We start from the raw sequence: 20,748 nt of genomic DNA on the forward strand, positions 1-20,748 counted from the left end.
GGCCGGCGACGGGAGGTCAGGGACAAAGGTGGGACCGCCGTACGCTGACACATACCGGCGGTCCCGTGTCGCTACATCTTGGGGAAACCGACGGAAGAGACGGGGGTCAATCCGGCCGGCCTGAGCGACACCGGCGACCCTGGGCCATCTGCGCGTGCATCGCAATGCGAACCGTTCCTTAACCTAACCAGTCAAGGTTACCGGGTTCCATCCCATCCGACTGGTTGTACGGCGGTTTTCCGCACGTCCTGGCGCGGGGAGACACCCCTGCTGCAGCGCAACATTGCCCTCCCGTCAGGCCCTGGCAGACACGGTGCGGCCGCGTCAATGCTCAATCCTTCTTCTTCTTGGCCGCCTTCTTGTCGTCGGCCTTGTCCTCCTTGGCCTTGTCGTCCTTGTCCTTGCGGCCGTTCTCCTTGCGGCGGTTGGTGAAGCGGGCATTGCCCAGGCCGGTGCCGATGGTCAGCACGCCCCAGCGCTCGAACTCCTGCATGAACGGCACCTCGGAGAGCCCCTGCACGACGCCGTCATTGTGCATCAGCACCGCGGTGTCGTGGTCGCCGATCATCGGGATCGCCTCGACCAGGCTGGCCGGCAGGTTGAACTTGCTGCTCTCCCAATTGCCCGGCAGGTTCTGCGCGCCCTTTTCGATCGAGCCGTCCTCGTTGATGACGCCGGGACAGGCGATGCCGATGAAAGGCGCAAGCTTGAGGCCCTCGGTGTCAGCCTCCTCGATCAGCCCCTTCAGCATCTTGGCGAGCCGCTTGACCGCACCTTCCCGCGTGGGCTCGTCATCGGCATGGCGCCAGAGATCGGACTTCCACACCGACGCTTTCGACAGATCCGGCGACTTCTTCCAGGCGGTCTCGACGACGCCGCAGCGGATGTTGGTGCCGCCGATGTCGACGGCGAGGATGCTGTCATGGGCCTCGAAGATCCACGACGGCGCCAGATGCAATGCGCCGATCAGGCCGGCATCGTCGGGATGATAGCGGATCGGCTCCAGCTCGACGCCAAAGCCCTCGTCCTTGAGGATGATCTCGGTGCGCGCGATCGCCAGCTCGCCCAGGCGAGAGTCGCGAAAACCGCCGCCGACCACGATGCATTCGGTCTTGGCCCAGGCCTTGGTGCGCAGGAAGCGGCGGGTGACATGGGCAAGCTCCTGGGCGAACTCCTCGATCGCCGAATGCACCACGGCCGAGGCCTCGGTGTCGTCGCCGACCAGGATCGCGTCCAGCGTCTTCTTGCTGATGGTCTCGCTGTCCTCGTCGCCGAACGGGTCCTTGCCGGACTTGCGCAACGGCTTGCGCCAGCGCTCCAGGATCTTGCGGAAGGCGCCCTTGGAGGCGCGGTCGCCGAGGAAGCCGTCCTCGTCCTTGAGCTCGATGTTGAAGCTGTCGATCTCGACCGACGGCAGCCGCGCGGCGCCGTGGCGGGCGATGCCCGTGGTGGTCATGACGTCGTCGGCCATGTGATCCTGCCCTGTTGTACGTTGGGCTCGAACAACGGCGGAGGGAACAGTTGGTTGCGGGTCCGGTGCGCCGGGTCGAGCGAATAGCGGCCGGGGGGGCCGGGCATCCGTCCGGCCGGCAACCGTTCATTCACCTTGACTCGCCGGCTCACCCCGCTATAAGCGCCCGATCGACCGGCGCGGGCGTTCCTGCGCCGTTTGTCGTTGCGCTCTTTTCGGAGGCGTCAAAGCCTCGGGCGTAACTGCCGGCCCCGATCGGGCCGGACTCCATGAACCATAACGACTGAACAAGAAGCCGACCCGGGGCCATCGCGCTCTGAGGCCGGGATCGAACACGAAGGATGAGAACGATGTTCGCAGTCATCAAAACCGGCGGCAAGCAATACCGCGTCGCCCCGGATGATGTGCTCGAGATTGGCAAGATCGACGGTGAGCCCGGGACGATCGTGCAGCTGAACGAGGTGCTGGTGGTCGGCGGCGATACGCCGGTGCTGGGCATCCCTGCGGTGGCCGGCGCGTCCGTGGCCGTCGAGGTGCTGGACCATAAGCGCGGCCCCAAGGTCATCGCGTTCAAGAAGCGTCGCCGCAAGAATTCCCGCCGCAAGCGCGGCTACCGTGACGAGCTGACCCTGATCCGCGTCTCGGAGATCCTGACCGACAACGCCAAGCCGACCAAGGGCCCACGCCCGAAGAAGGCCAAGGCGGAAGCCCCGGCGGCCGACGCCGCGGAGTAAGCGTGCCGGCGCGCGTCTCGCGCGCCGCACCGGCTTGATCCTCATCGCGCGTGGATTTTTTGTCCGCGCAGGTTGCAAATGTGAATGATCCCTTAGCGGAATCGCGCTAAAGGTGATCGCAAGAGATCGGAGACGAGCGATGGCTCACAAAAAGGCAGGCGGTTCATCCCGCAACGGACGCGACTCCAAGGGCAAGCGCCTCGGCATCAAGGCGTTCGGCGGCGAGCGCGTGATTCCCGGCAACATCATTGCGCGTCAGCGCGGCACGACCTGGCATCCCGGCCTCAACGTCGGCATGGGCACGGATCACACGATCTTCGCGAAAATCGACGGCGTCGTCGAATTCCATGTCCGCGCCAACCGCACGTTCATTTCGGTGCGTCCGGTAGCCGCCGAGGCTGCTGAATAGAATACGGTGGAACGATACGCGTCCGCCGGGTCCTGATGAACCGGCGGAGCGCCAGATGGCTCCAGGGGAGGCGGGACAACCGGCCTCCCCTTTTCATTTTCGCTGATCCGAAACTGATCCCGAAGCGTCGATGGAGCCCGACATGCTGCAGGACATCACCACCCCCACCTTGCGCGAGGCGAGACCTTGCGTCCTCGAGACCCCCCGGCTGACGCTGCGGGCGCCGGTGCTCGCGGACGTGACAGCCATCGCCCGGCTCGCCGACGACCGTTTTATCGCCGAGAATACCCGCCGCCTGCCGCATCCCTATTCGGAGGTCGATGCCGCTCGCTTCGTTCGCGGGCTGGAGCAGACGGGTGAGACCGCCTTCCTGATCGAGCACCTCGACACGCCGATCGGGATGGTCGGGATCAATCGACCAGCAACAGGCCGCGCCGAGCTCGGCTACTGGCTGGGCGTTGCGCATCGGGGCCGCGGCTTCGGCACCGAAGCCGCGCGCGCCGCGATCGACCATTTCTTCGAGACGAGCGAGGACAATGTGCTGATCGGGCACGCCCGCGTCAGCAACCCAGCCTCGCGCAACATCCTCGAAAAGTGCGGCTTCCAATGGACCGGCGTCGAGCTGCACCGCTTCGAGGTGATCGGCTCCTCCGCCCCGGTCGACGCCTTCCGCCTGACCCGGGGGGTCTGGTCGTCGCTGAAGGCCTGGGCCAATGCGGGGCGGCGGATTTAGCCGAGGCGACCGCTCCATCACTCGTGTCGTCCCGGCCTCGAGCCGGGACCCATAGCCACCGAAATCGGTGGTGGGATCACGCTGGAGCCACAGCCTTCTCCACCACAGGCCGCACGGAGTCTGGGTCCCGGCTCGAGGCCGGGACGACGGCGGTGAACGCCGCTACACCGGGGGATTCACCGCACCCTGTCCCTGCCCCAGGCTGCGTTCGCGCAAGTAGATGTACAGCCCCGCGCCGATGATGATAATGGCGCCGATGATGGTCGCCGGGTGCGGCACATCGCCGAACACGACGAAGCCGAACAGCACGGCCCAGACGATCATCGTGTACTGATAAGGCACGACGACCGAAGCCGGGGCCAGCTTCAGCGAGCGGTTGACGCAGAAGAGAGCGGTCACCGAGATGAGACCGGCGGCGGCGAACTGCACCAGGCTGCCGGGTGTCGGCGTCACCCAGCCGAACGAGGACATCGCGGCGCCGAGCAGGAAGGTGCCGACGAACTGCGACGACGCCATCACGATGTCGGGCGTCGAGCGCAGCGAACGCGTGATCAGCATCAGCACCGCGAACGACAGACTGCCGCCTAGCGCGATCAAGGCCGGCAGGCTGAAGGTCTGCGCCGAGGGCCGCAGCGCGATCAGCACGCCGCAGAAGCCGATCAGGATCGCGGTCCAGCGCCGCCAGCCGACATGCTCGCGCAGCACCAGCGCAGACAGCGCGGTGACGAAGATGGGGCCGGCGAGATAGTAGGTGATGACGTCGGCGAGCGGCAGATAGACGGTCGCGAGAAAGAACGCCGCGACCTCCAACGTCGACAGGATCACGCGCACCAGCTGCAGCCAGGGACGCTCGAGCTGCAGGAACGCGGCGCGGTTGCGCCAGATGAACGGCGCGAGCAGCAGCAGCGCCGCACAGGCGCGCAGCCACAGCAGCTGGCCGACGGCATAGGTCGAGACCAGGAACTTGCCCAAGGCATCGCCGAACGAGAACATCGCGATCGACAGCAGCATCAGGCCGATGCCGGCGAGCCGCGCCGAGCGCTCGTCGTTGGCGGTGGAGATTCGGGACAACACGCTCATGACGAGGCTGCCTTATCAGCCCGACCGCGGTGGCTCCAGCCCTTCCGCCGAAAGCGTGACGCAGCCCTGCCGCAACCCCTGCGCAACGCTTGTCCAAGTCGTGCGCAGCGCGGCTTTACCGCTCGAAATTAAGGCTTCGGGCCGAATTAAACCCATTCCGCGGTTGCCGTGGGGACCCGCCTCGCCTACGTAGGGCGCATCATGAAATTCCTCGATGAAGCCAAGGTCTATGTGCGCTCCGGCGACGGCGGCAACGGTTGCGTTGCGTTCCGGCGCGAGAAGTTCATCGAGTTCGGTGGGCCGAACGGCGGCAATGGCGGCCGCGGCGGCGACGTGATCATCGAGGCTGTCGATGGACTCAACACCCTGATCGACTACCGCTACCAGCAGCATTTCAAGGCCCAGAAGGGCGAGAACGGCATGGGCAAGGACCGCCACGGCGCCGGCGGCAAGTCCGTGGTGCTCAAGGTTCCCGTCGGCACCCAGATCTTCGACGAGGACCGCGAGACGCTGATCCACGACTTTACCGCGGTCGGCGAACGGTTCGTGCTGGCCGAGGGCGGCAATGGCGGCTTCGGCAACGCGCACTTCAAGTCGCCGACCAACCGGGCGCCGCGCAACGCCAATCCCGGCCAGCCCGGCGAGGAGCGCTGGATCTGGCTGCGCATGAAGCTGATCGCCGATGCCGGCCTGGTCGGGCTGCCGAATGCCGGCAAGTCGACCTTCCTGTCCAAGGTCTCGGCCGCCAAGCCGAAGATCGCCGATTATCCGTTCACCACCCTGCATCCGCAGCTCGGCGTCGTGAATTCCGACGGCCGCGAGTTCGTGCTGGCCGACATTCCCGGCCTGATCGAGGGCGCGCATGAGGGCGCGGGCCTCGGCGACCGTTTCCTCGGCCATGTCGAGCGCTGCCGTGTGCTGCTGCATCTGGTCGATGCCACCTGCGAGCACGCCGGCAAGGCCTACAAGACCGTGCGGCACGAGCTCGAGGCCTATGGCGGCGAGCTGACCGACAAGATCGAGATCGTCGCGCTGAACAAGATCGACGCGGTCGACCCGGACGAGCTGAAGAAGCAGAGAGACCGGCTGAAGCGCGCCGCCAAGAAGACGCCGCTGCTGATCTCCGGCGCCACGGGCGAAGGCGTCAAGGAAGCCCTGCGCAAGCTCGCCGACGTCGTTGGGGAGTCGCCGGTCTCCAACAAGGCCAAGAACGCGGTCGAGAATGCTGCGACCGAGGAGCCGTGGGCGGCCCCGGTGCCACCGCAGGGCTGAGGCTCGAACCGAACCTTGCGCTGCGGACTGAGCCCGGCGCATATGTCGCAGCACCAAATTCGTATCTTACCTCTGAAGGACTGCCGACCGGCATTCGCTCAAGGTTGTTTGCAAGCGATCGCCTAGAGATCGGTGCACTCCCTCCCCCTTTGTGGGGGAGGGTTGGGGAGGGGGGTGCCCCGGCGGCGGTCTTGCCGTGTGGACCCCCACCCCCGACCCCTCCCCGCAAAAGGGAGGGGAGCGCACCACCTTTCGTGGCGCCAGCTCCACTCGATCTTGAGAGTCCGCCCATGGCAGCTGACTTGACCGAATTCACCATGGCACCCCGTCTCGAAAATTTCCGCCGCATCGTCGTCAAGGTCGGCTCGTCGCTGCTGGTCGATTCTGAGGCCGGCGAAGTCCGCGCCTCCTGGCTGACGGCGCTGGCCGCCGACATCGCCCGGCTGCATGGCCGCGGCTGCGAGCTGCTGGTGGTGTCGTCGGGCTCGATCGCGCTCGGCCGCAGCCGGCTGAAGCTGCCGCGGGGACCATTGAAGCTGGAGGAGAGCCAGGCGGCGGCCGCGGTCGGCCAGATCGCGCTGGCGCGGATCTGGTCGGAGGTGCTCGGCGCCCATGGCATCGGCGCCGGCCAGATCCTGGTGACCCTGCAGGACACCGAGGAGCGCCGCCGCTATCTCAACGCGCGCTCGACGATCGCCAAACTGCTGGAATGGCGCGCGGTGCCTGTCATCAACGAGAACGATACGGTCGCCACCGCCGAAATCCGCTACGGGGACAATGACCGTCTCGCCGCCCGCGTCGCCACCATGGCCAGCGCCGACCTGCTGGTGCTGCTGTCGGACATCGACGGCCTCTACACCGCGCCGCCCGCGCAGGATCCCAACGCCCGGCTGATCCCCGTGGTCGAGAGCATCACCGCCGACATCGAGGCGATGGCCGGCAGCGCGGCATCCGAACTGTCCCGCGGCGGCATGAAGACCAAGATCGAGGCCGCGAAGATCGCGACCACCGGCGGCACCCACATGCTGATCGCCTCCGGCAAGATCGAGCATCCGCTGGCGGCGATCGCCAATGGCGGCCGCTGCACCTGGTTCCTGACCCCGGCCAATCCGGTCACCTCGCGAAAACGCTGGATCGCCGGCTCGCTGGAGCCGAAGGGCACGCTGACGATCGACGCCGGTGCGGTCAACGCCCTGCGCGCCGGCAAGAGCCTGCTGCCGGCCGGCGTGATCAAGGTCGAGGGACAGTTTGCCCGCGGCGACGCGGTGGTGGTGCGCGGGCCCGACACCCACGAGATCGGCCGCGGCCTCATCGCCTACGACGCCGATGACGCCGAACGCATCAAGGGCCGCTCCTCGCCTGACGTCGCAATCATTCTCGGCGTGTCGGGACGAGCGGAGATGATCCATCGCGACGATCTGGTGATCGGCCCGGCGGGCGTGGGGCCGGCCTAGAGCCCCGCCGCCGACGTTCGCAAATGGCCGCTTTCCGTGCTACTGGAGAGCCTTAATTCAAGGTTGAACCGCCCATGACCGCGCCTCTCAAGGCTATCGACGGCAGCGCCGATCTGCCCCAGCTGATGAACGATCTCGCCAAGCGCGCCCGTGCGGCGGCGCGTGTGCTGTCGCTGGCGCCGGCCGAGCAGAAGAACCGCGCGCTGGAGGCGATGGAGCGGCGGATCCGCGCCCGCGCCGACGCCATCATCGCCGCCAATGCCGAGGACGTCGCCGACGCCAAGGCGGCCGGCATGACCTCGTCCTTCCTTGATCGCCTGACATTGACCCCGGCCCGCGTCGCCGCGATGGCGGACGGCATCGCCGTGGTACGTGGCGTCGCCGATCCGGTCGGCGTGGTCACCGAGAGCTGGCAGCGGCCGAACGGCATGACCATCGAACGCGTGCGGGTGCCGCTGGGCGTGATCGCCGTGATCTTCGAGAGCCGCCCCAACGTCGCGGCCGACGCCGGCGTGCTCTGCCTGAAGTCCGGCAATGCCGTGATCCTGCGCGGCGGCTCGGACTCGTTCCGCTCCTGCCGCGCCATCCATGAATGCCTGGTGGAGGGCCTGCGCGAGGCGGGCCTGCCGGAGGCCGCGATCACGCTGGTGCCGACGCGCGACCGCGCGGCCGTCGGGCTGCTGCTGTCGGGCCTGAACGGCGGTGTCGACGTGATCGTGCCGCGTGGCGGCAAGAGCCTGGTCGCGCGCGTCGAGGCCGAGGCGCGCGTGCCGGTGTTCGCGCATCTCGAAGGCGTGAACCACGTCTATGTCGATGGCGCCGCCGACCTGGAGATGGCCAAGTCGATCGTGCTGAACGCCAAGATGCGCCGCACCGGCGTGTGCGGCGCGGCCGAGACCTTGCTGATCGATCGCGCCTCGCAGGACAAGATCAAGCCGCTGGTCGACCTGCTGATCGGCGCCGGCTGCGAGGTGCGTGGCGACGATGCCGTGCGCGCGGCCGATGTGCGGGTGAAGCCGGCCAGCAACGAGGATTGGGACACCGAATATCTCGACGCCATCATCGCCGCGAGGGTCGTCGACGGCGTCGATGGCGCGATCGCTCACATCCACGCGCATGGCTCGCATCATACCGATGCGATCGTCACCGACGACAATGCGGCCGCCGACAAGTTCCTCAACGAGGTCGACTCGGCGATCGTGCTGCACAACGCCTCGACCCAGTTCGCCGACGGCGGCGAATTTGGTTTTGGCGCCGAGATCGGCATCGCCACGGGCAAATTCCATGCGCGCGGCCCAGTCGGCGTCGAGCAGCTCACCAGCTTCAAATACCGGATCCACGGCACCGGGCAGACGCGGCCATGACGGCCGCATCTTGTGGTTGAGTCGCACGAGCAGCAGGGGGCAGCCGTGACCGACACCACAGCCATGCGCCTTGCGATCCGCCAGGCGCTGCCGCCCTACAGTGACGGCATGCGCATCGGCCTGCTCGGCGGCTCGTTCAATCCGCCGCACCAGGCGCACCGCGCGATCAGCCTGTTCGCGCTGAAGCGGCTGCAGCTCGACCGTGTCTGGTGGCTGGTCACGCCGGGGAATCCGCTCAAGAACAATGGCGGGCTGCATGCGCTGGCCGAACGCGCCGAAGCGGCGCGCAAGGTCGCCGCCGATCCGCGCATCGAGATCAGCTGTCTCGAATCCGTCATCGGCACTCGCTACACTGCCGACACGATCGATTATCTGCGCCGGCGTGCCTCCCGCCTGCGCTTCGTGTGGATCATGGGCGCCGACAATCTCGCGCAGTTCCATCGCTGGCAGAAGTGGCAGCACATCGCGGCCCAGGTGCCGATGGCTGTGGTCGATCGTCCGCCCCGCAGCTTCCGCGCCCTGAACGCGCCCGCCGCACGCGCCCTGGCGCGGTATCGTATACCGGAAGCGCAAGCCAGCCGTCTGGCCGACCGCGCCGCTCCAGCCTGGGTCTACCTCACCGGCCTGAAGCTCAGCCTGTCCTCGACGGGGCTGAGGAACCCGGACGGCAGTTGGAAGTCGTTCTGAATGGCCGCGCATTCCCATCGCGCGCGGCACCGGATATGCATGGAACTTTCCGTCCCCCGCTACGGTCCGAAGCGGGACGGCGTCGACGCTGTCGGGCCGGACGACCGGGGTACTGGATTGTTGAAACCATTAACCCCACATGCCTAGTATGGTCAGCAGGCCGGGTTGGATTCGGCCTGCGATACAGTGAAAGGAATGGTCCCTGACCACATCTGTATTGTCCCAGTCGGCCTTACCCAAGACGAAGGCAACGACGACCAAGTCGGCGACAGCCAAGTCAGCGCGTAAGACGTCGACCCAAGATGCGGCCTTGCAGGCGCAACCCGACGCCGACAAGACCCTGCGCACGATCCTCTCCCGCCTCGAAGACATGAAGGCGGAGGAGACGATCACGATCGATCTTCACGGCAAATCGGCCTATTCCGACTACATGGTCATCACCACGGGCCGCTCGAACCGGCACGTCGGGTCGATCGCGGAAAACGTCGCCAAGGGCCTGAAGGAAGCCGGCACCAAGAAACTCCACATCGAGGGCCTGCCCAATTGCGATTGGGTGCTGATCGATTCCGGCGACGTGATCGTGCACGTGTTCCGACCCGAGGTTCGCGAGTTCTACAATCTCGAGCGATTGTGGACTCAAGGGCCGAACCCGGCCAAGGCGGTCTAGGCGGCCCCACGCCGCGGCGGATGCGAATCGTGGCGCGCACGTGCTAGTCCGTGCGCATGCGCCTGATCGTGGTCGCCATCGGCCGGTTGAAGCAGGGTCCCGAGCGGGAGCTCGCGGAGCGCTACCGCGAGCGTTTCGACGACATCGGCCGAAAGCTCGGCTTTCGCGGCCTCGACATCCATGAAATCCCGGAAAGCCGCGCGCGCGATGCGGCGACACGCATGACCGAGGAGGCCGCCGCGATATCGGCGGCGGTCCCGGACAAGTCCGTGCTCGTCTGCCTCGACGAGCGTGGCCGGAATGTCGACAGCACAACCTTTGCGGGTTATCTTGGGCGCTGGCGGGACGAAGGCATTCCGGCTGCCGTCTTCGCAATCGGCGGCGCCGACGGACTTTCGCCCGATTTGCGGCGCAGAGCCAAGCTCGGGGTTGCGTTTGGCGCCGCCACCTGGCCGCACCAGATCGTCCGCGTCCTGCTGCTCGAGCAGATTTACCGTACTGCTACGATCCTTGCCGGTCACCCCTATCACCGCGCTTGAACAAGGGACGATGGGAGCACAATAAGGACCTCGATGTTCGCTGCGCGGCCCCTCTCCTGCTCCCCAAGACCTGTCCGCGGCGGCCAGTCCTGCCGTGCGTCGCTCATCGCGCTCGTTGTGGTGTTCTCCGGATGTCCGGCGCTGGCGCAGAGCGGACTCCGGCCATCCATCCCCGGTACGGCATCACCGACGCCGGCCACCCCGGAGCAGTTGAAGCAGCGCGAACAGGAGCTCGAGGCCGCCCGCGCGGCCCAGAAGGCCGCCGCTGAGGCCCAGGAGCGGCTGAAGGCCGACATCGCCGCGCTTGGCGAGGATCGCGGCAAGCTCAACCAGCAACTGATCGACGTCGCGGCGCAGGTGCGGAGCGTCGAAGTGCGCGTTGCCGAGGCCGAAACGCGGCTGCGCGGGCTCGACGGCCGCGAGCAGGATCTGCGGACGTCGCTGGAAACGCGGCGGACCGAGATCATCGAGGTTCTTGCCGCACTGCAGCGCGCCGGCCGCCGCACCCCGCCGGCCCTGCTCGTCCGTCCCGAGGATGCGCTGCAATCCCTGCGGACCGCGATGCTGCTGGGCTCGGTGATCCCCGAGATGCGAAGCCGAGCCGAAAAGCTCTCGACCGATCTCGGCGAGCTCGTCGCCATCCGCAAGACGATCGCCAGCGAACGCGACAAGCTCGCCGGCGACCGCGACAGGCTGCGCACCGATCAGACCCGTCTCGCGGCCCTGGTGGAGGAACGCCAGCGCAAGCAGAGCTCGGCCGAAAAGGACATGGAAGCCGAAAGCGCGCGCGCCGCCGTGCTGGCCCAGCAGATCGACTCGCTGCAGGGGCTGATCACGACGATGGAGCTGGACCTCAAGAGCGCGGCCAAGGCTGCGTCGACGGCGAGCCTGCAGGGGGTGCCGGTCAACAGCAAGCCGGACGCGAATGCGCTGCGCAACCCAGGCCGCAAGGCGCCCGCGATCGCGTTCGCCTCGACCAAGGGCATGCTGGCGTTTCCTGTCAACGGCACCAAAATCCGCGAATTTGGCGCATCGGACGGTGCCGGCGGCTCGGATAAAGGCATTTCTTTGGCAACCCGGCCAGGGGCTCAGGTCACAACCCCGTGTGATGGCTGGGTTGTGTATGCGGGTCCCTTCCGTAGCTACGGACAACTCTTGATCCTCAACGCCGGTGGCGGGTATCATGTCCTGATCGCCGGGATGGAGCGCATTTCCGTCAACATCGGGCAGTTTGTTCAGACGGGAGAGCCGGTCGCGATCATGGGTAACAGCTCCCAGGTTGCCTCCATTCTCGCTACCAACGCGAGTCAACCAGTGCTCTATGTCGAGTTCCGTAAGGACGGCACTCCAATCGATCCAGGCCCATGGTGGGCCGCAAATGAAGGCGAAAAGGTACGCGGATGATGCGTAAGACTTCGGTAATTCTCCTGAGCGCGGCCACCGGTGCGGCATTGACCCTGTTCGTCTCGCAACCGCGCGCGGTGTTGATGGGATCGACGGCGCGCGCCGCGACCGCCGATACCTATCGCCAGCTCAACCTGTTCGGCGACGTGTTCGAGCGGGTGCGCAGCGATTATGTCGAGAAGCCCGACGATTCGAAGCTGGTCGAGTCCGCGATCAGCGGCATGCTCTCGGGCCTCGATCCGCATTCGAGCTACATGGATGCGAAGAGCTTCCGCGACATGCAGGTGCAGACCCGCGGCGAGTTCGGCGGCCTCGGCATCGAGGTGACGATGGAAGACGGCCTGATCAAGGTGGTGTCGCCGATCGACGATACGCCGGCCTCGAAGGCAGGCATCCAGGCCAACGACATCATCACCAATCTCGACGACGAAGCCGTGCAGGGCCTGACCCTCAACCAGGCGGTCGAGAAGATGCGCGGCCCGGTCGGCACCAAGATCAAGCTGAAGGTCGTGCGCAAGGGCGCCGACAATCCGCTGGACGTGACGCTGACCCGCGACAACATCCGCGTCCGTTCGGTGCGCTCGCGCACCGAGAGCGACGACATCGCCTATATCCGCATCACCACCTTCAACGAGCAGACCACCGAGGGCCTGAAGAAGAGCATCGCCGACCTGCAGAACCAGATCGGTGACAAGCTGAAGGGCTACATCATCGACCTGCGCAACAACCCGGGCGGCCTGCTCGAGGAGGCGGTCACCGTCTCCGACGCGTTCCTGGAGCGCGGCGAGATCGTCTCGACCCGCGGCCGCAATGCCGAGGAGACGCAGCGCCGCGCGGCACATGCCGGCGACCTCACCAAGGGCAAGCCGGTCATCGTGCTGATCAATGGCGGCTCGGCGTCGGCGTCGGAGATCGTGGCCGGCGCGCTGCAGGACCACAAGCGCGCGACGCTGGTCGGCACCCGCTCGTTCGGCAAGGGCTCGGTGCAGACCATCATCCCGCTCGGCGCCGGCAACGGCGCGCTGCGGCTGACCACCGCGCGCTACTACACGCCGTCGGGCAAATCGATCCAGGCCAAGGGCATCGTGCCCGACATCGAGGTGCTGCAGGACGTGCCGGATGAGCTGAAATCGCGCACCGACACCAAGGGCGAGGCGTCGCTGCGCGGCCATCTCAAGAACGACGGCGACGAGAAGACCGGCTCGCAGTCCTACGTGCCGCCGGACACCAAGGACGACAAGGCGCTCAAAATGGCTGCCGACCTGCTCCATGGCATCAAGAACAGCGCCAACACCCCGGCGCCGACCGAAAAGGCCGCGGCCGACAAGCCGGCCAAGGCGGCGAACTGAGGCCGCCGCCGGAGCAGCAGCCGACAGACGCGAAGTGGGTTTGAAGGGCGGCCTCCAGGCCGCCCTTTGTTTTTTGGACGGCTTCTCGTTTGCGGCTCCGCCGATCTACGGGCTTTCGGACACTGGCCCTGCGTCCGAATCCCTGCCGTGGTATCGTCGACCCGATTGATTCGGGAATTTCGATGACAGAGACGGCCGACGAACTGAGCGCCCCGCTCGGACAGACGGAAAAGCGTCGCAGGCGCCGCGTTCGGCTTCCCTTCACGGCCCTGCAGGCCCTTGCGATGCTGCTGGGGCTGTTCCTGGTCGCGTTTGCCGGCTTTGCGATGTTCAACGACAATCCACTCGGTGGCGAGCCGGTCGCCCGCGTCGCGATCAACGAGGGCGCAAAGCCCGCCGACGACAAGGCTACCGCCAAGCCGGATGGCAAGCCAGACGCAAAGGCCGACCACGGCGCGGCCCCCGCGGCCAAGCAGGAGGGCGGCGAGCGCAAGACGGTCACCATCATCGACGGCTCCAGCGGCGCCCGCCAGGAGGTCGCGATCGGTGCCGGTGGCGAGACGGCAGAGCCTGGATCGGCCACGCCGGCTGCGAGCCAGATGCCCGGCGTCGACCCGCGGCTGCTGGAGAAGTCGCGCTACGGCATGATCCCAGTGATGGCCGACGGGCTGAAGCCGTTCACCGCCTATGCGGCCGAGGCCGACCGCGCCAAGGCGGCGCGCATGCCGGCCGTCGCGATCGTGATCGGCGGTCTCGGCGTCGGCGCCGCCAAGACGGCGGACGCGATCATGAAGCTGCCGCCGGCGGTCACCCTGGCCTTCACGCCCTATGGCTCCGATCCGACCAAGCTCGCCGAGCGCGCCCGGGCGCAGCGCCACGAGATCCTGCTGCAGGTCCCGATGGAGCCCTACGACTATCCCGACAACGATCCGGGTCCGCAGACGCTGCTCGCAACACTCGGACCGGACCAAAACATCGACCGGTTGTTCTGGCACATGAGCCGGCTGCAGGGTTACGTCGGCATCGGCAACTTCATGGGTGCGCGCTTCGTCGCAACGGAAGCGGCGATGCAGCCGATCGTGAACGAGGCCGCCAAGCGCGGTCTGGCCCTGTTCGACGATGGCGCAGCCCCGCGCAGCGTGGCGGCCTCACTGGCCACGGGGCTCGCGATGCCGTTCGCGAAGGGCGACGTCGCCATCGACGCGGTGCCGACCCCGGTCGAGATCGACAATGCGCTCGCCAAGCTCGAAAGCCTGGCCAAGGAACGTGGCGTCGCCGTCGGGACCGCCTCGGCGCTGCCGGCCTCGATCGACCGCATCGGCACCTGGATCAAGGGGCTCGACCGCAAGGGCATTCTGCTGGTGCCATTGACAACCGCGATGCTGAAATCAAAATCGAATTGAACGAACGTGCGCCGGCCCGACTGGCGACGTGACAGCGGGAGGCCTGCGCAGCGAGGCGCAGGGTGCCCGCAGGAAGGCCGAGACCGGAATGACGCGCTACGAGGACCTGCCTTACCGCACCTGCGTCGGCATCATGCTGATCAATTCGGAGGGGCTGGTTTTCATCGGTCGCCGCGCCGGCGGAATCGAGCATGTCGACGACACCCATGTCTGGCAGATGCCGCAGGGCGGCGTCGATCCCGGCGAGGATGCCTGGGAGGCGGCCAAGCGGGAGCTGTATGAAGAGACCAGCGTGCGCTCCGTCGAGAAGCTGGCCGAGGTCGGCGACTGGCTGACCTACGACATTCCGCGCACGGTCGCAGGCCGTGCCTGGAAGGGGCGCTATCGCGGCCAGCGCCAGAAATGGTTCGCGCTGCGCTTCACCGGGGCCGATGCCGAGATCGACGTCGAGCGGCCCGGCGGCGGCCACCACAAGGCGGAATTCGTCAGCTGGCGCTGGGAGCCGATGAAGAACCTGCCGGGGCTGATCGTGCCGTTCAAGCGGCCGGTCTATGAGCGCGTGGTCAAGGAATTCGCTCCACTCGCAGGCGATTGAATCGCGATCCCCGCCCTCGACGCGGTACCCGACATCCGCTAGTCCGCTTCTGCGCAGGAGCTGCAGGGAATCTCTGCAGATGCGTCGCGACGATGCCGTCATGATGCACTGCCATGCGAACGACAGCTCATGGATTCGAGGATGACCGAGACCAGACCCTATCGTCCGAATGTCGGCATCGCGCTGCTCAACGCCGAAGGGCTCGTCTTCCTTGGACGCCGCTTTCGCGACGACGGGCCGGAGATCGTGCTGCCCGGGCTCGAATGGCAGATGCCGCAGGGCGGCGTCGACCCCGGCGAGGATCTTCAGGCGGCAGCGCGGCGCGAGCTGTGGGAGGAGACCGGCATTCGCGACGCCGACATCCTCGGCGAGACCGACTGGCTGACTTACGAATTTCCGCCATTCGAGGATCCGAACCACCGGCTCGCGCGCTTTCGCGGCCAGCGTCAGAAATGGTTCGCGATGCGCTTCACCGGCCGGGAGGCCGACATCGATCCGGTGACGCCGCGCAACGGCCAGCCGGCCGAGTTCGACGCCTGGCGCTGGGAGCAGCTCGCGCGCGTGCCGGACTTGGTGGTGCCGTTCCGCCGCGAGGTCTATCGTGCGGTGGCGGAGGCCTTTGCGCATCTCACCGAAGCTGGCGACTGATCCACGTCGAAGAGTGAGGCTCTGCGTCATTCCGATCTCGCGCTCAGCGCGCCTCGGAAAGCAATGTCGAGAGAGTTCGCCGGCTCAATTGTCCTCGACCGTGAACGGCCCGATCGCAATCACCCGGCAGTCGCTGTCGCGCGTGGCGCAGTCGGCCAGCGCGCCGCCGATCGCCGTCTCCTCACGGTCGCCATTGAGGCTGAAGCCGGGGTGGCCGGCCGTTCCGACCGCGACTGCATTCCAGCCCGACGTCGCGGCCTCAAGGCGCCGCGCCACCTCCTCGCGCGCCTCCGGGGCGATCGCCTGATGGATGGCCGCGTGGAAGAAGCCGGTGGCTTTCATCACGGTCGGTATCGGCACCACGAAGGCATCGTCGAGCGCAACGATGATGCAGGCGGTTCCCGCCTGAGCGCCGCAGGCTTCCAGATTGCGCCGAACCACGTCGTCGACGAGGTCGCCGCCGACGCTGTAGAAGAACTGGCCACCGGGCCCGAGCGCGATCGCCTTGGTCCGTCGCGCCGTCCCGTAGTTCGCTTCGAGCCGGGCGCGGCCGGTATCACGCACCAGCGGCATCTCGGCCGCGCTGAAGGCGCGTTCGGTCAGCGGGTCGTGGCGCACCCAGGGCTGCGGCGGCAACGGCGGCTTGCTGTGCACGTAGACGACATTGTCACCAACGGCGTAGAGCTCGCATTTGCGCGGTCCGTTCGCGTTGTCCGCGCGCTGCTGGCACTGCTCCAGCGCGGCCGACTTCGCCGCGTCGTCGCTCGCCTGCCCGGTGACGTAGGCGCTGACGCCGTTGATCGTGGTCGCGAACGCCTTGTGCTCGGGCGCCGGCACGTAGTCGCGCGCCAGCGCAATGCGAGTCCGCTCGCTCACGAACGGCACGGCTTCAGGTGCAAACTTCTCGGCAGCGACAGAGGATGAAGGCGAGGGCGACTGTTGCGGCTGCGGCGAGTCGGCCGGCTGCATGGCGACGGACGACTGCGTCGGCGCGGGGGATGGAGATGAAGACGGGACCGAGGACGGCGAAGCCGGCGTGGCCGACAGCCGTGCCAACGCTTCCGCCGCCGCCTTGGCGGCATCGCGCTGCGCGGGATGCGGATCGCGATAATCCAGGTAGAGCTCGGTCCCGACCCCGACCGCGCCGAGCGCAACCAGGGCGGCCGTAATTCGCCAGATCATGCGGAGCCCGCCGCCGCGGGCGGCTTTCTTTTCTTCCGGCGGCGCGTAGGTGCCGTCCTCGCGGCGCATCGCCACGCGAAAGGCGTGCACCGGGGTGGGGATGTTCTTGACCTCCCGCGCGCCCATGTCGGCGAACTGCACCGACAGCTTGTTGGCAACCTGCTCATGGACGGCGCGCGAGATGCAGATGCCGCCGACGTCGGCGAGGCCCTCGAGGCGCGCTGCAATGTTGACGCCGTCGCCGAGCAGATCGCCGTCGCGCTCGACGACGTCGCCGATGGTGATGCCGATGCGATAGCTCATCTGCCGGCTCGGCGGATAGGCCATGTTGCGCGTGCGCAGGCTCTCCTGGATGTCGATCGCGCAACGCACCGCTTCGACCGCGCTGGGAAATTCCGCGAGCACCGCATCGCCGGCGGTGTTGAAGATGCGGCCGCCGGCGCGCGCGATGAAGTCGTCAACGACCTCGCGATAGGCCGCCAGTCGCCGTAGCGTTTCTTCTTCATCCTCCGCGACCAGGCGCGAATAGCCGGCGATATCGGCGGCGAAAATCGCCGCGATCTTGCGTTTCAAGACGATCTGTCCTGCCATGTCACCGCGCCCGCTGGATCGGCCGGGAGCATGCCGTCAGATCGGTGAGCATGCAACCGGCCCCTTGAAGTAGTCATCGACCGGCGCACGACGTTCGAGCCCCAAACGAAAATGGCCGGGCAGAGCCCGGCCATGAACGTTCATTCATACGTCGTGCGGTTGGATCAATGCAGCGCGGTCGTATTGAGCTGCTGCTGGATCGTCTTGAAGTGATCGAGCCGCTCGATCGCGCGATCGAGCTCGTTGCCCTGCTTCTCGTTCAGCTTGGATTCCATGCCGGCGATCTCGGCCGCGAAGGCGGTCTGGTCGAGCTCCTTCAGCGACGTGGCGACGTCGGCGAGAACCGTCAGACCTTTGTCCGAGATCTCGGCAAGACCGCCGAGCACGATGATCTTCTGCTGCGATCCGCCTGATGTCACTGTCAGGATGCCCGGCCGCAGCGTCGCCACGAACGGCGCGTGGCCCGCGAGCACGCCGAAATCACCCTCCTGGCCGGGAACGTCGACCTGGTCGACCTCACCCGAGAAGGCGATCTTTTCCGGCGAGACGAGATCGAAATGGAAAGTAGCCATGAGGAAACCTGCGAGTAGCGAATAGCGAATGGCGAGTAGTGAATGGAGAAGGGAGCAGCGGATAACCCTATTCGCTACTCCCTATTCGCCATTCGCCCTTAGGCGACTTCCGCCGCCAGCTTCTTGCCCTTCTCGACCGCCTCGTCGATGTTGCCGACCATGTAGAAGGCGGCCTCCGGCAGGTGGTCGTACTTGCCTTCACACAGGCCCTTGAAGCCCTTGATGGTGTCGGCGAGGTCGACGAACTTGCCCGGCGATCCCGTGAAGATTTCGGCGACGTGGAACGGCTGCGACAGGAAGCGCTCGATCTTGCGGGCGCGGGCCACCGTCAGCTTGTCCTCTTCCGAGAGCTCGTCCATGCCCAGGATGGCGATGATGTCCTGCAGCGACTTGTAGCGCTGGAGGATCTGCTGGACCATGCGCGCGGTTTGATAGTGCTCCTCGCCGACGACCAGCGGGGACAGCATGCGCGACGTGGAGTCGAGCGGGTCCACCGCCGGGTAGATGCCCTTTTCCGAGATCGCGCGGTTGAGCACGGTGGTCGCGTCCAAGTGCGCGAACGACGTCGCCGGCGCCGGGTCGGTCAAGTCGTCGGCCGGCACGTAGATCGCCTGCACCGAGGTGATCGAGCCCTTGTTGGTGGTGGTGATACGCTCCTGCAGCGCGCCCATGTCGGTGGCGAGCGTCGGCTGATAACCCACCGCCGACGGGATACGGCCGAGCAGCGCCGACACTTCCGAGCCCGCCTGCGTGAAGCGGAAGATGTTGTCGACGAAGAACAGCACGTCCTGGCCCTGGTCGCGGAAGTGCTCGGCGACGGTGAGGCCGGTCAGGCCGACGCGGGCGCGGGCGCCGGGCGGCTCGTTCATCTGACCGAACACCAGCGCGCACTTCGACTTGACGCTCGGATCCGGATTGTGCGGATCGGCGTTGACCTTGGACTCGATGAACTCGTGATAGAGGTCGTTGCCCTCTCGCGTACGCTCGCCGACGCCGGCGAACACCGAGTAACCGCCGTGCGCCTTGGCGACGTTGTTGATCAGCTCCTGGATCAGCACGGTCTTGCCGACGCCGGCGCCGCCGAACAGGCCGATCTTGCCGCCCTTGGCATAGGGCGCCAGGAGGTCGACGACCTTGATGCCGGTGACGAGAATTTCAGCTTCCGTCGACTGGTCGGTGTAGCTCGGCGCGTCCGCGTGGATCGGGCGCAGGCCTTCCGCCTTGACGGGGCCGGCTTCGTCGATCGGCTCGCCGATCACGTTCATGATGCGGCCGAGCGTGCCCTCGCCGACCGGCACCCGGATCGGCGAGCCGGTGTCGGTCACCTCCTGGCCGCGCACCAGACCTTCGGTGGTGTCCATCGCGATCGTGCGGACGGTGGATTCACCGAGATGCTGGGCGACCTCGAGCACAAGGCGGTTGCCGGCGTTCTTGGTTTCGAGCGAATTGAGAATGGCCGGCAGGTGACCTTCGAACTGCACGTCGACGACGGCGCCGATGACCTGGGTGATGCGACCGATCTGGTTGGCTGCGGTAGCCATTGAGTGTCTCTCCTTACGATCCGTATACGAAACCACGGTCGGCTCGACCGGGATATGTTCCTGGGTTGCGCTTCAAAGAGGCGCGACGCGATCTGGCTAGACCGCCTCGGCGCCCGAAATGATTTCGATCAGTTCCTTGGTGATCATCGCCTGACGCGTGCGGTTGTAGATCAGCGTCTGCTTGCGGATCATCTCGCCGGCGTTGCGCGTGGCATTGTCCATCGCCGACATCTGCGCACCGTAGAACGAGGCGTTGTTTTCGAGCAGCGCGCGGAAGATCTGCACGGCGAGATTGCGCGGCAGCAGCCCGGCGAGGATCTCGTCCTCCTCCGGCTCGTATTCGTAAGGCGCCAGCGGCGCAGCATTGGCAGGCCGCGCCTCGACCACCAGCGGAATGATCTGCTGTGCCGTCGGGATCTGCGCGATCACCGAGCGGAAGCGCGAATAGAACAGCGTGCAGACGTCGAACTCGCCGGCCTCGAAGCGGGCGATCACCTTCTTGGCGATCTCGTCGGCATTGGCAAAACCGATCTGGCGAACCGAGCGCAGATCCATGTGCTCGACGATCTGCTTGTCGAACTGACGGCGCAGTTGCTCGTAGCCCTTGCGGCCGACGCAGAAGAATTTCACTTCCTTGCCCTGGTTCATCAGGGCTAGCGCACGCTCGCGCGCCAGACGCACGATCGAGGAGTTGAACGCGCCGGACAGGCCGCGCTCGCCGGTGCAGACCAGCAGCAGATGCACCTGGTCGCGCCCGGTGCCCGCGAGCAGGCTCGGGCCGCCGGCGGAGGCGATGGTGGCGCTCGCGATGTTGGAGATCACGGCGTCCATCTTCTCGGCATAGGGACGCGCCGCTTCGGCCGCCTGCTGCGCGCGGCGCAGCTTGGAGGCGGCGACCATCTGCATGGCCTTGGTGATCTTCTGCGTCGCCTTGGTCGAGGCGATGCGGACCCGCATGTCTTTCAGTGACGCCATTGTTCGTCTAGCTCACCCCGGCGGCCGATCCCCTGGAGACCCGACCGCTCAACCCTGAGATTGGTCATGCCCGGCCTG

20 protein-coding genes are annotated in these 20,748 nt (G+C 66.7%); 14 read left to right on the forward strand and 6 right to left on the reverse strand.

The window, feature by feature from the left end; translation table 11 throughout:
• Positions 1 to 331: 331 nt before the first annotated feature.
• On the reverse strand, positions 332 to 1,471 hold the full coding sequence (locus ACQR1D_RS00295; protein WP_316238515.1) for an ROK family protein: 1,140 nt from the start codon (positions 1,469 to 1,471) through the stop codon (positions 332 to 334).
• Positions 1,472 to 1,821: 350 nt separating this feature from the next.
• Here ACQR1D_RS00295 and rplU point away from each other — a divergent pair, with 350 nt between their 5' ends.
• The 3 genes from rplU (at position 1,822) to ACQR1D_RS00310 (ending at position 3,347) form a co-directional block, all read left to right on the forward strand.
• Positions 1,822 to 2,205 carry a 50S ribosomal protein L21 gene (gene rplU, locus ACQR1D_RS00300; RefSeq protein WP_035648644.1) on the forward strand — a complete coding sequence of 128 codons (384 nt, stop codon included), beginning with the start codon at positions 1,822 to 1,824 and terminating at the stop codon, positions 2,203 to 2,205.
• 139 nt (positions 2,206 to 2,344) lie between these two features.
• Positions 2,345 to 2,614, forward strand: coding sequence for a 50S ribosomal protein L27 (gene rpmA / locus ACQR1D_RS00305; RefSeq protein ID WP_434893702.1), 270 nt, complete (start codon positions 2,345 to 2,347; stop codon positions 2,612 to 2,614).
• A 142-nt stretch (positions 2,615 to 2,756) separates the two neighbouring features.
• Complete coding sequence (locus ACQR1D_RS00310; protein WP_434838853.1) at positions 2,757 to 3,347, forward strand: GNAT family N-acetyltransferase; 591 nt, start codon at positions 2,757 to 2,759, stop codon at positions 3,345 to 3,347.
• Positions 3,348 to 3,509: 162 nt separating this feature from the next.
• Here ACQR1D_RS00310 and ACQR1D_RS00315 read toward each other — a convergent pair whose 3' ends face one another.
• The gene (locus ACQR1D_RS00315) at positions 3,510 to 4,427 is read right to left on the reverse strand and encodes a DMT family transporter (protein WP_434838852.1); all 918 of its coding nucleotides are present in this window, start codon (positions 4,425 to 4,427) and stop codon (positions 3,510 to 3,512) included.
• Positions 4,428 to 4,628: 201 nt separating this feature from the next.
• Here ACQR1D_RS00315 and obgE point away from each other — a divergent pair, with 201 nt between their 5' ends.
• The 11 genes from obgE to ACQR1D_RS00370 all read left to right on the forward strand — a co-directional run bounded on the left by obgE (position 4,629) and on the right by ACQR1D_RS00370 (position 15,809).
• Positions 4,629 to 5,699 (forward strand): GTPase ObgE, encoded by a 1,071-nt coding sequence (gene obgE / locus ACQR1D_RS00320; protein WP_315800681.1) that lies wholly within the window; start codon positions 4,629 to 4,631, stop codon positions 5,697 to 5,699.
• 317 nt (positions 5,700 to 6,016) lie between these two features.
• Positions 6,017 to 7,153: a glutamate 5-kinase gene (proB, locus tag ACQR1D_RS00325; protein WP_315800923.1), complete on the forward strand. Its 1,137-nt coding sequence runs from the start codon at positions 6,017 to 6,019 to the stop codon at positions 7,151 to 7,153.
• 74 nt (positions 7,154 to 7,227) lie between these two features.
• Positions 7,228 to 8,517, forward strand: a complete 1,290-nt coding sequence (locus ACQR1D_RS00330; protein ID WP_316180345.1) for a glutamate-5-semialdehyde dehydrogenase — start codon at positions 7,228 to 7,230, stop codon at positions 8,515 to 8,517.
• A 63-nt stretch (positions 8,518 to 8,580) separates the two neighbouring features.
• On the forward strand, positions 8,581 to 9,204 hold the full coding sequence (locus ACQR1D_RS00335; RefSeq protein WP_315800924.1) for a nicotinate-nucleotide adenylyltransferase: 624 nt from the start codon (positions 8,581 to 8,583) through the stop codon (positions 9,202 to 9,204).
• 310 nt (positions 9,205 to 9,514) lie between these two features.
• Positions 9,515 to 9,871: a ribosome silencing factor gene (rsfS, locus tag ACQR1D_RS00340; RefSeq protein WP_316180344.1), complete on the forward strand. Its 357-nt coding sequence runs from the start codon at positions 9,515 to 9,517 to the stop codon at positions 9,869 to 9,871.
• A gap of 56 nt (positions 9,872 to 9,927) precedes the next feature.
• Positions 9,928 to 10,410, forward strand: coding sequence for a 23S rRNA (pseudouridine(1915)-N(3))-methyltransferase RlmH (gene rlmH / locus ACQR1D_RS00345; protein WP_315800684.1), 483 nt, complete (start codon positions 9,928 to 9,930; stop codon positions 10,408 to 10,410).
• Positions 10,411 to 10,443: 33 nt separating this feature from the next.
• Positions 10,444 to 11,814, forward strand: coding sequence for a murein hydrolase activator EnvC family protein (locus ACQR1D_RS00350; RefSeq protein WP_316180342.1), 1,371 nt, complete (start codon positions 10,444 to 10,446; stop codon positions 11,812 to 11,814).
• Positions 11,811 to 13,163 carry a S41 family peptidase gene (locus ACQR1D_RS00355; protein WP_315715943.1) on the forward strand — a complete coding sequence of 451 codons (1,353 nt, stop codon included), beginning with the start codon at positions 11,811 to 11,813 and terminating at the stop codon, positions 13,161 to 13,163. The genes ACQR1D_RS00350 and ACQR1D_RS00355 overlap by 4 nt, the downstream gene beginning before the upstream one ends.
• A gap of 182 nt (positions 13,164 to 13,345) precedes the next feature.
• Positions 13,346 to 14,566, forward strand: coding sequence for a divergent polysaccharide deacetylase family protein (locus ACQR1D_RS00360; RefSeq protein ID WP_434838851.1), 1,221 nt, complete (start codon positions 13,346 to 13,348; stop codon positions 14,564 to 14,566).
• 88 nt (positions 14,567 to 14,654) lie between these two features.
• Positions 14,655 to 15,161, forward strand: coding sequence for an RNA pyrophosphohydrolase (locus tag ACQR1D_RS00365; RefSeq protein WP_315715941.1), 507 nt, complete (start codon positions 14,655 to 14,657; stop codon positions 15,159 to 15,161).
• A gap of 141 nt (positions 15,162 to 15,302) precedes the next feature.
• Positions 15,303 to 15,809: an RNA pyrophosphohydrolase gene (locus ACQR1D_RS00370; RefSeq protein ID WP_434838850.1), complete on the forward strand. Its 507-nt coding sequence runs from the start codon at positions 15,303 to 15,305 to the stop codon at positions 15,807 to 15,809.
• 84 nt (positions 15,810 to 15,893) lie between these two features.
• On the opposite strand, the gene ACQR1D_RS00375 is transcribed toward ACQR1D_RS00370, so the two are convergent.
• The 4 genes from ACQR1D_RS00375 to ACQR1D_RS00390 form a co-directional block, all read right to left on the reverse strand.
• Complete coding sequence (locus tag ACQR1D_RS00375; protein ID WP_316180336.1) at positions 15,894 to 17,582, reverse strand: adenylate/guanylate cyclase domain-containing protein; 1,689 nt, start codon at positions 17,580 to 17,582, stop codon at positions 15,894 to 15,896.
• Positions 17,583 to 17,746: 164 nt separating this feature from the next.
• On the reverse strand, positions 17,747 to 18,154 hold the full coding sequence (locus tag ACQR1D_RS00380; protein WP_315715938.1) for a F0F1 ATP synthase subunit epsilon: 408 nt from the start codon (positions 18,152 to 18,154) through the stop codon (positions 17,747 to 17,749).
• Positions 18,155 to 18,252: 98 nt separating this feature from the next.
• Positions 18,253 to 19,695 carry a F0F1 ATP synthase subunit beta gene (gene atpD, locus ACQR1D_RS00385; protein WP_434838849.1) on the reverse strand — a complete coding sequence of 481 codons (1,443 nt, stop codon included), beginning with the start codon at positions 19,693 to 19,695 and terminating at the stop codon, positions 18,253 to 18,255.
• Positions 19,696 to 19,791: 96 nt separating this feature from the next.
• Positions 19,792 to 20,670, reverse strand: a complete 879-nt coding sequence (locus ACQR1D_RS00390; RefSeq protein ID WP_315800690.1) for a F0F1 ATP synthase subunit gamma — start codon at positions 20,668 to 20,670, stop codon at positions 19,792 to 19,794.
• Positions 20,671 to 20,748: the final 78 nt, after the last annotated feature.

Source organism: Bradyrhizobium sp. HKCCYLRH2047, from assembly GCF_051168175.1.
Taxonomy (GTDB): domain Bacteria; phylum Pseudomonadota; class Alphaproteobacteria; order Rhizobiales; family Xanthobacteraceae; genus Bradyrhizobium.

What these genes read in the sequence shown, in the direction of transcription:
- ACQR1D_RS00295 (WP_316238515.1), bottom strand. Translation starts at nt 1,471, where the DNA reads ATGGCCGACGACGTCATGACCACCACGGGCATCGCCCGCCACGGCGCC.
- ACQR1D_RS00365 (WP_315715941.1), top strand. Translation starts at nt 14,655, where the DNA reads ATGACGCGCTACGAGGACCTGCCTTACCGCACCTGCGTCGGCATCATG.
- ACQR1D_RS00370 (WP_434838850.1), top strand. Translation starts at nt 15,303, where the DNA reads ATGACCGAGACCAGACCCTATCGTCCGAATGTCGGCATCGCGCTGCTC.
- ACQR1D_RS00335 (WP_315800924.1), top strand. Translation starts at nt 8,581, where the DNA reads ATGCGCCTTGCGATCCGCCAGGCGCTGCCGCCCTACAGTGACGGCATG.
- rlmH (WP_315800684.1), top strand. Translation starts at nt 9,928, where the DNA reads ATGCGCCTGATCGTGGTCGCCATCGGCCGGTTGAAGCAGGGTCCCGAG.
- ACQR1D_RS00380 (WP_315715938.1), bottom strand. Translation starts at nt 18,154, where the DNA reads ATGGCTACTTTCCATTTCGATCTCGTCTCGCCGGAAAAGATCGCCTTC.
- ACQR1D_RS00355 (WP_315715943.1), top strand. Translation starts at nt 11,811, where the DNA reads ATGATGCGTAAGACTTCGGTAATTCTCCTGAGCGCGGCCACCGGTGCG.
- rplU (WP_035648644.1), top strand. Translation starts at nt 1,822, where the DNA reads ATGTTCGCAGTCATCAAAACCGGCGGCAAGCAATACCGCGTCGCCCCG.
- proB (WP_315800923.1), top strand. Translation starts at nt 6,017, where the DNA reads ATGGCACCCCGTCTCGAAAATTTCCGCCGCATCGTCGTCAAGGTCGGC.
- obgE (WP_315800681.1), top strand. Translation starts at nt 4,629, where the DNA reads ATGAAATTCCTCGATGAAGCCAAGGTCTATGTGCGCTCCGGCGACGGC.
- ACQR1D_RS00310 (WP_434838853.1), top strand. Translation starts at nt 2,757, where the DNA reads ATGCTGCAGGACATCACCACCCCCACCTTGCGCGAGGCGAGACCTTGC.
- ACQR1D_RS00350 (WP_316180342.1), top strand. Translation starts at nt 10,444, where the DNA reads ATGTTCGCTGCGCGGCCCCTCTCCTGCTCCCCAAGACCTGTCCGCGGC.
- ACQR1D_RS00390 (WP_315800690.1), bottom strand. Translation starts at nt 20,670, where the DNA reads ATGGCGTCACTGAAAGACATGCGGGTCCGCATCGCCTCGACCAAGGCG.
- ACQR1D_RS00330 (WP_316180345.1), top strand. Translation starts at nt 7,228, where the DNA reads ATGACCGCGCCTCTCAAGGCTATCGACGGCAGCGCCGATCTGCCCCAG.
- ACQR1D_RS00375 (WP_316180336.1), bottom strand. Translation starts at nt 17,582, where the DNA reads ATGGCAGGACAGATCGTCTTGAAACGCAAGATCGCGGCGATTTTCGCC.
- rpmA (WP_434893702.1), top strand. Translation starts at nt 2,345, where the DNA reads ATGGCTCACAAAAAGGCAGGCGGTTCATCCCGCAACGGACGCGACTCC.
- ACQR1D_RS00315 (WP_434838852.1), bottom strand. Translation starts at nt 4,427, where the DNA reads ATGAGCGTGTTGTCCCGAATCTCCACCGCCAACGACGAGCGCTCGGCG.
- ACQR1D_RS00360 (WP_434838851.1), top strand. Translation starts at nt 13,346, where the DNA reads ATGACAGAGACGGCCGACGAACTGAGCGCCCCGCTCGGACAGACGGAA.
- atpD (WP_434838849.1), bottom strand. Translation starts at nt 19,695, where the DNA reads ATGGCTACCGCAGCCAACCAGATCGGTCGCATCACCCAGGTCATCGGC.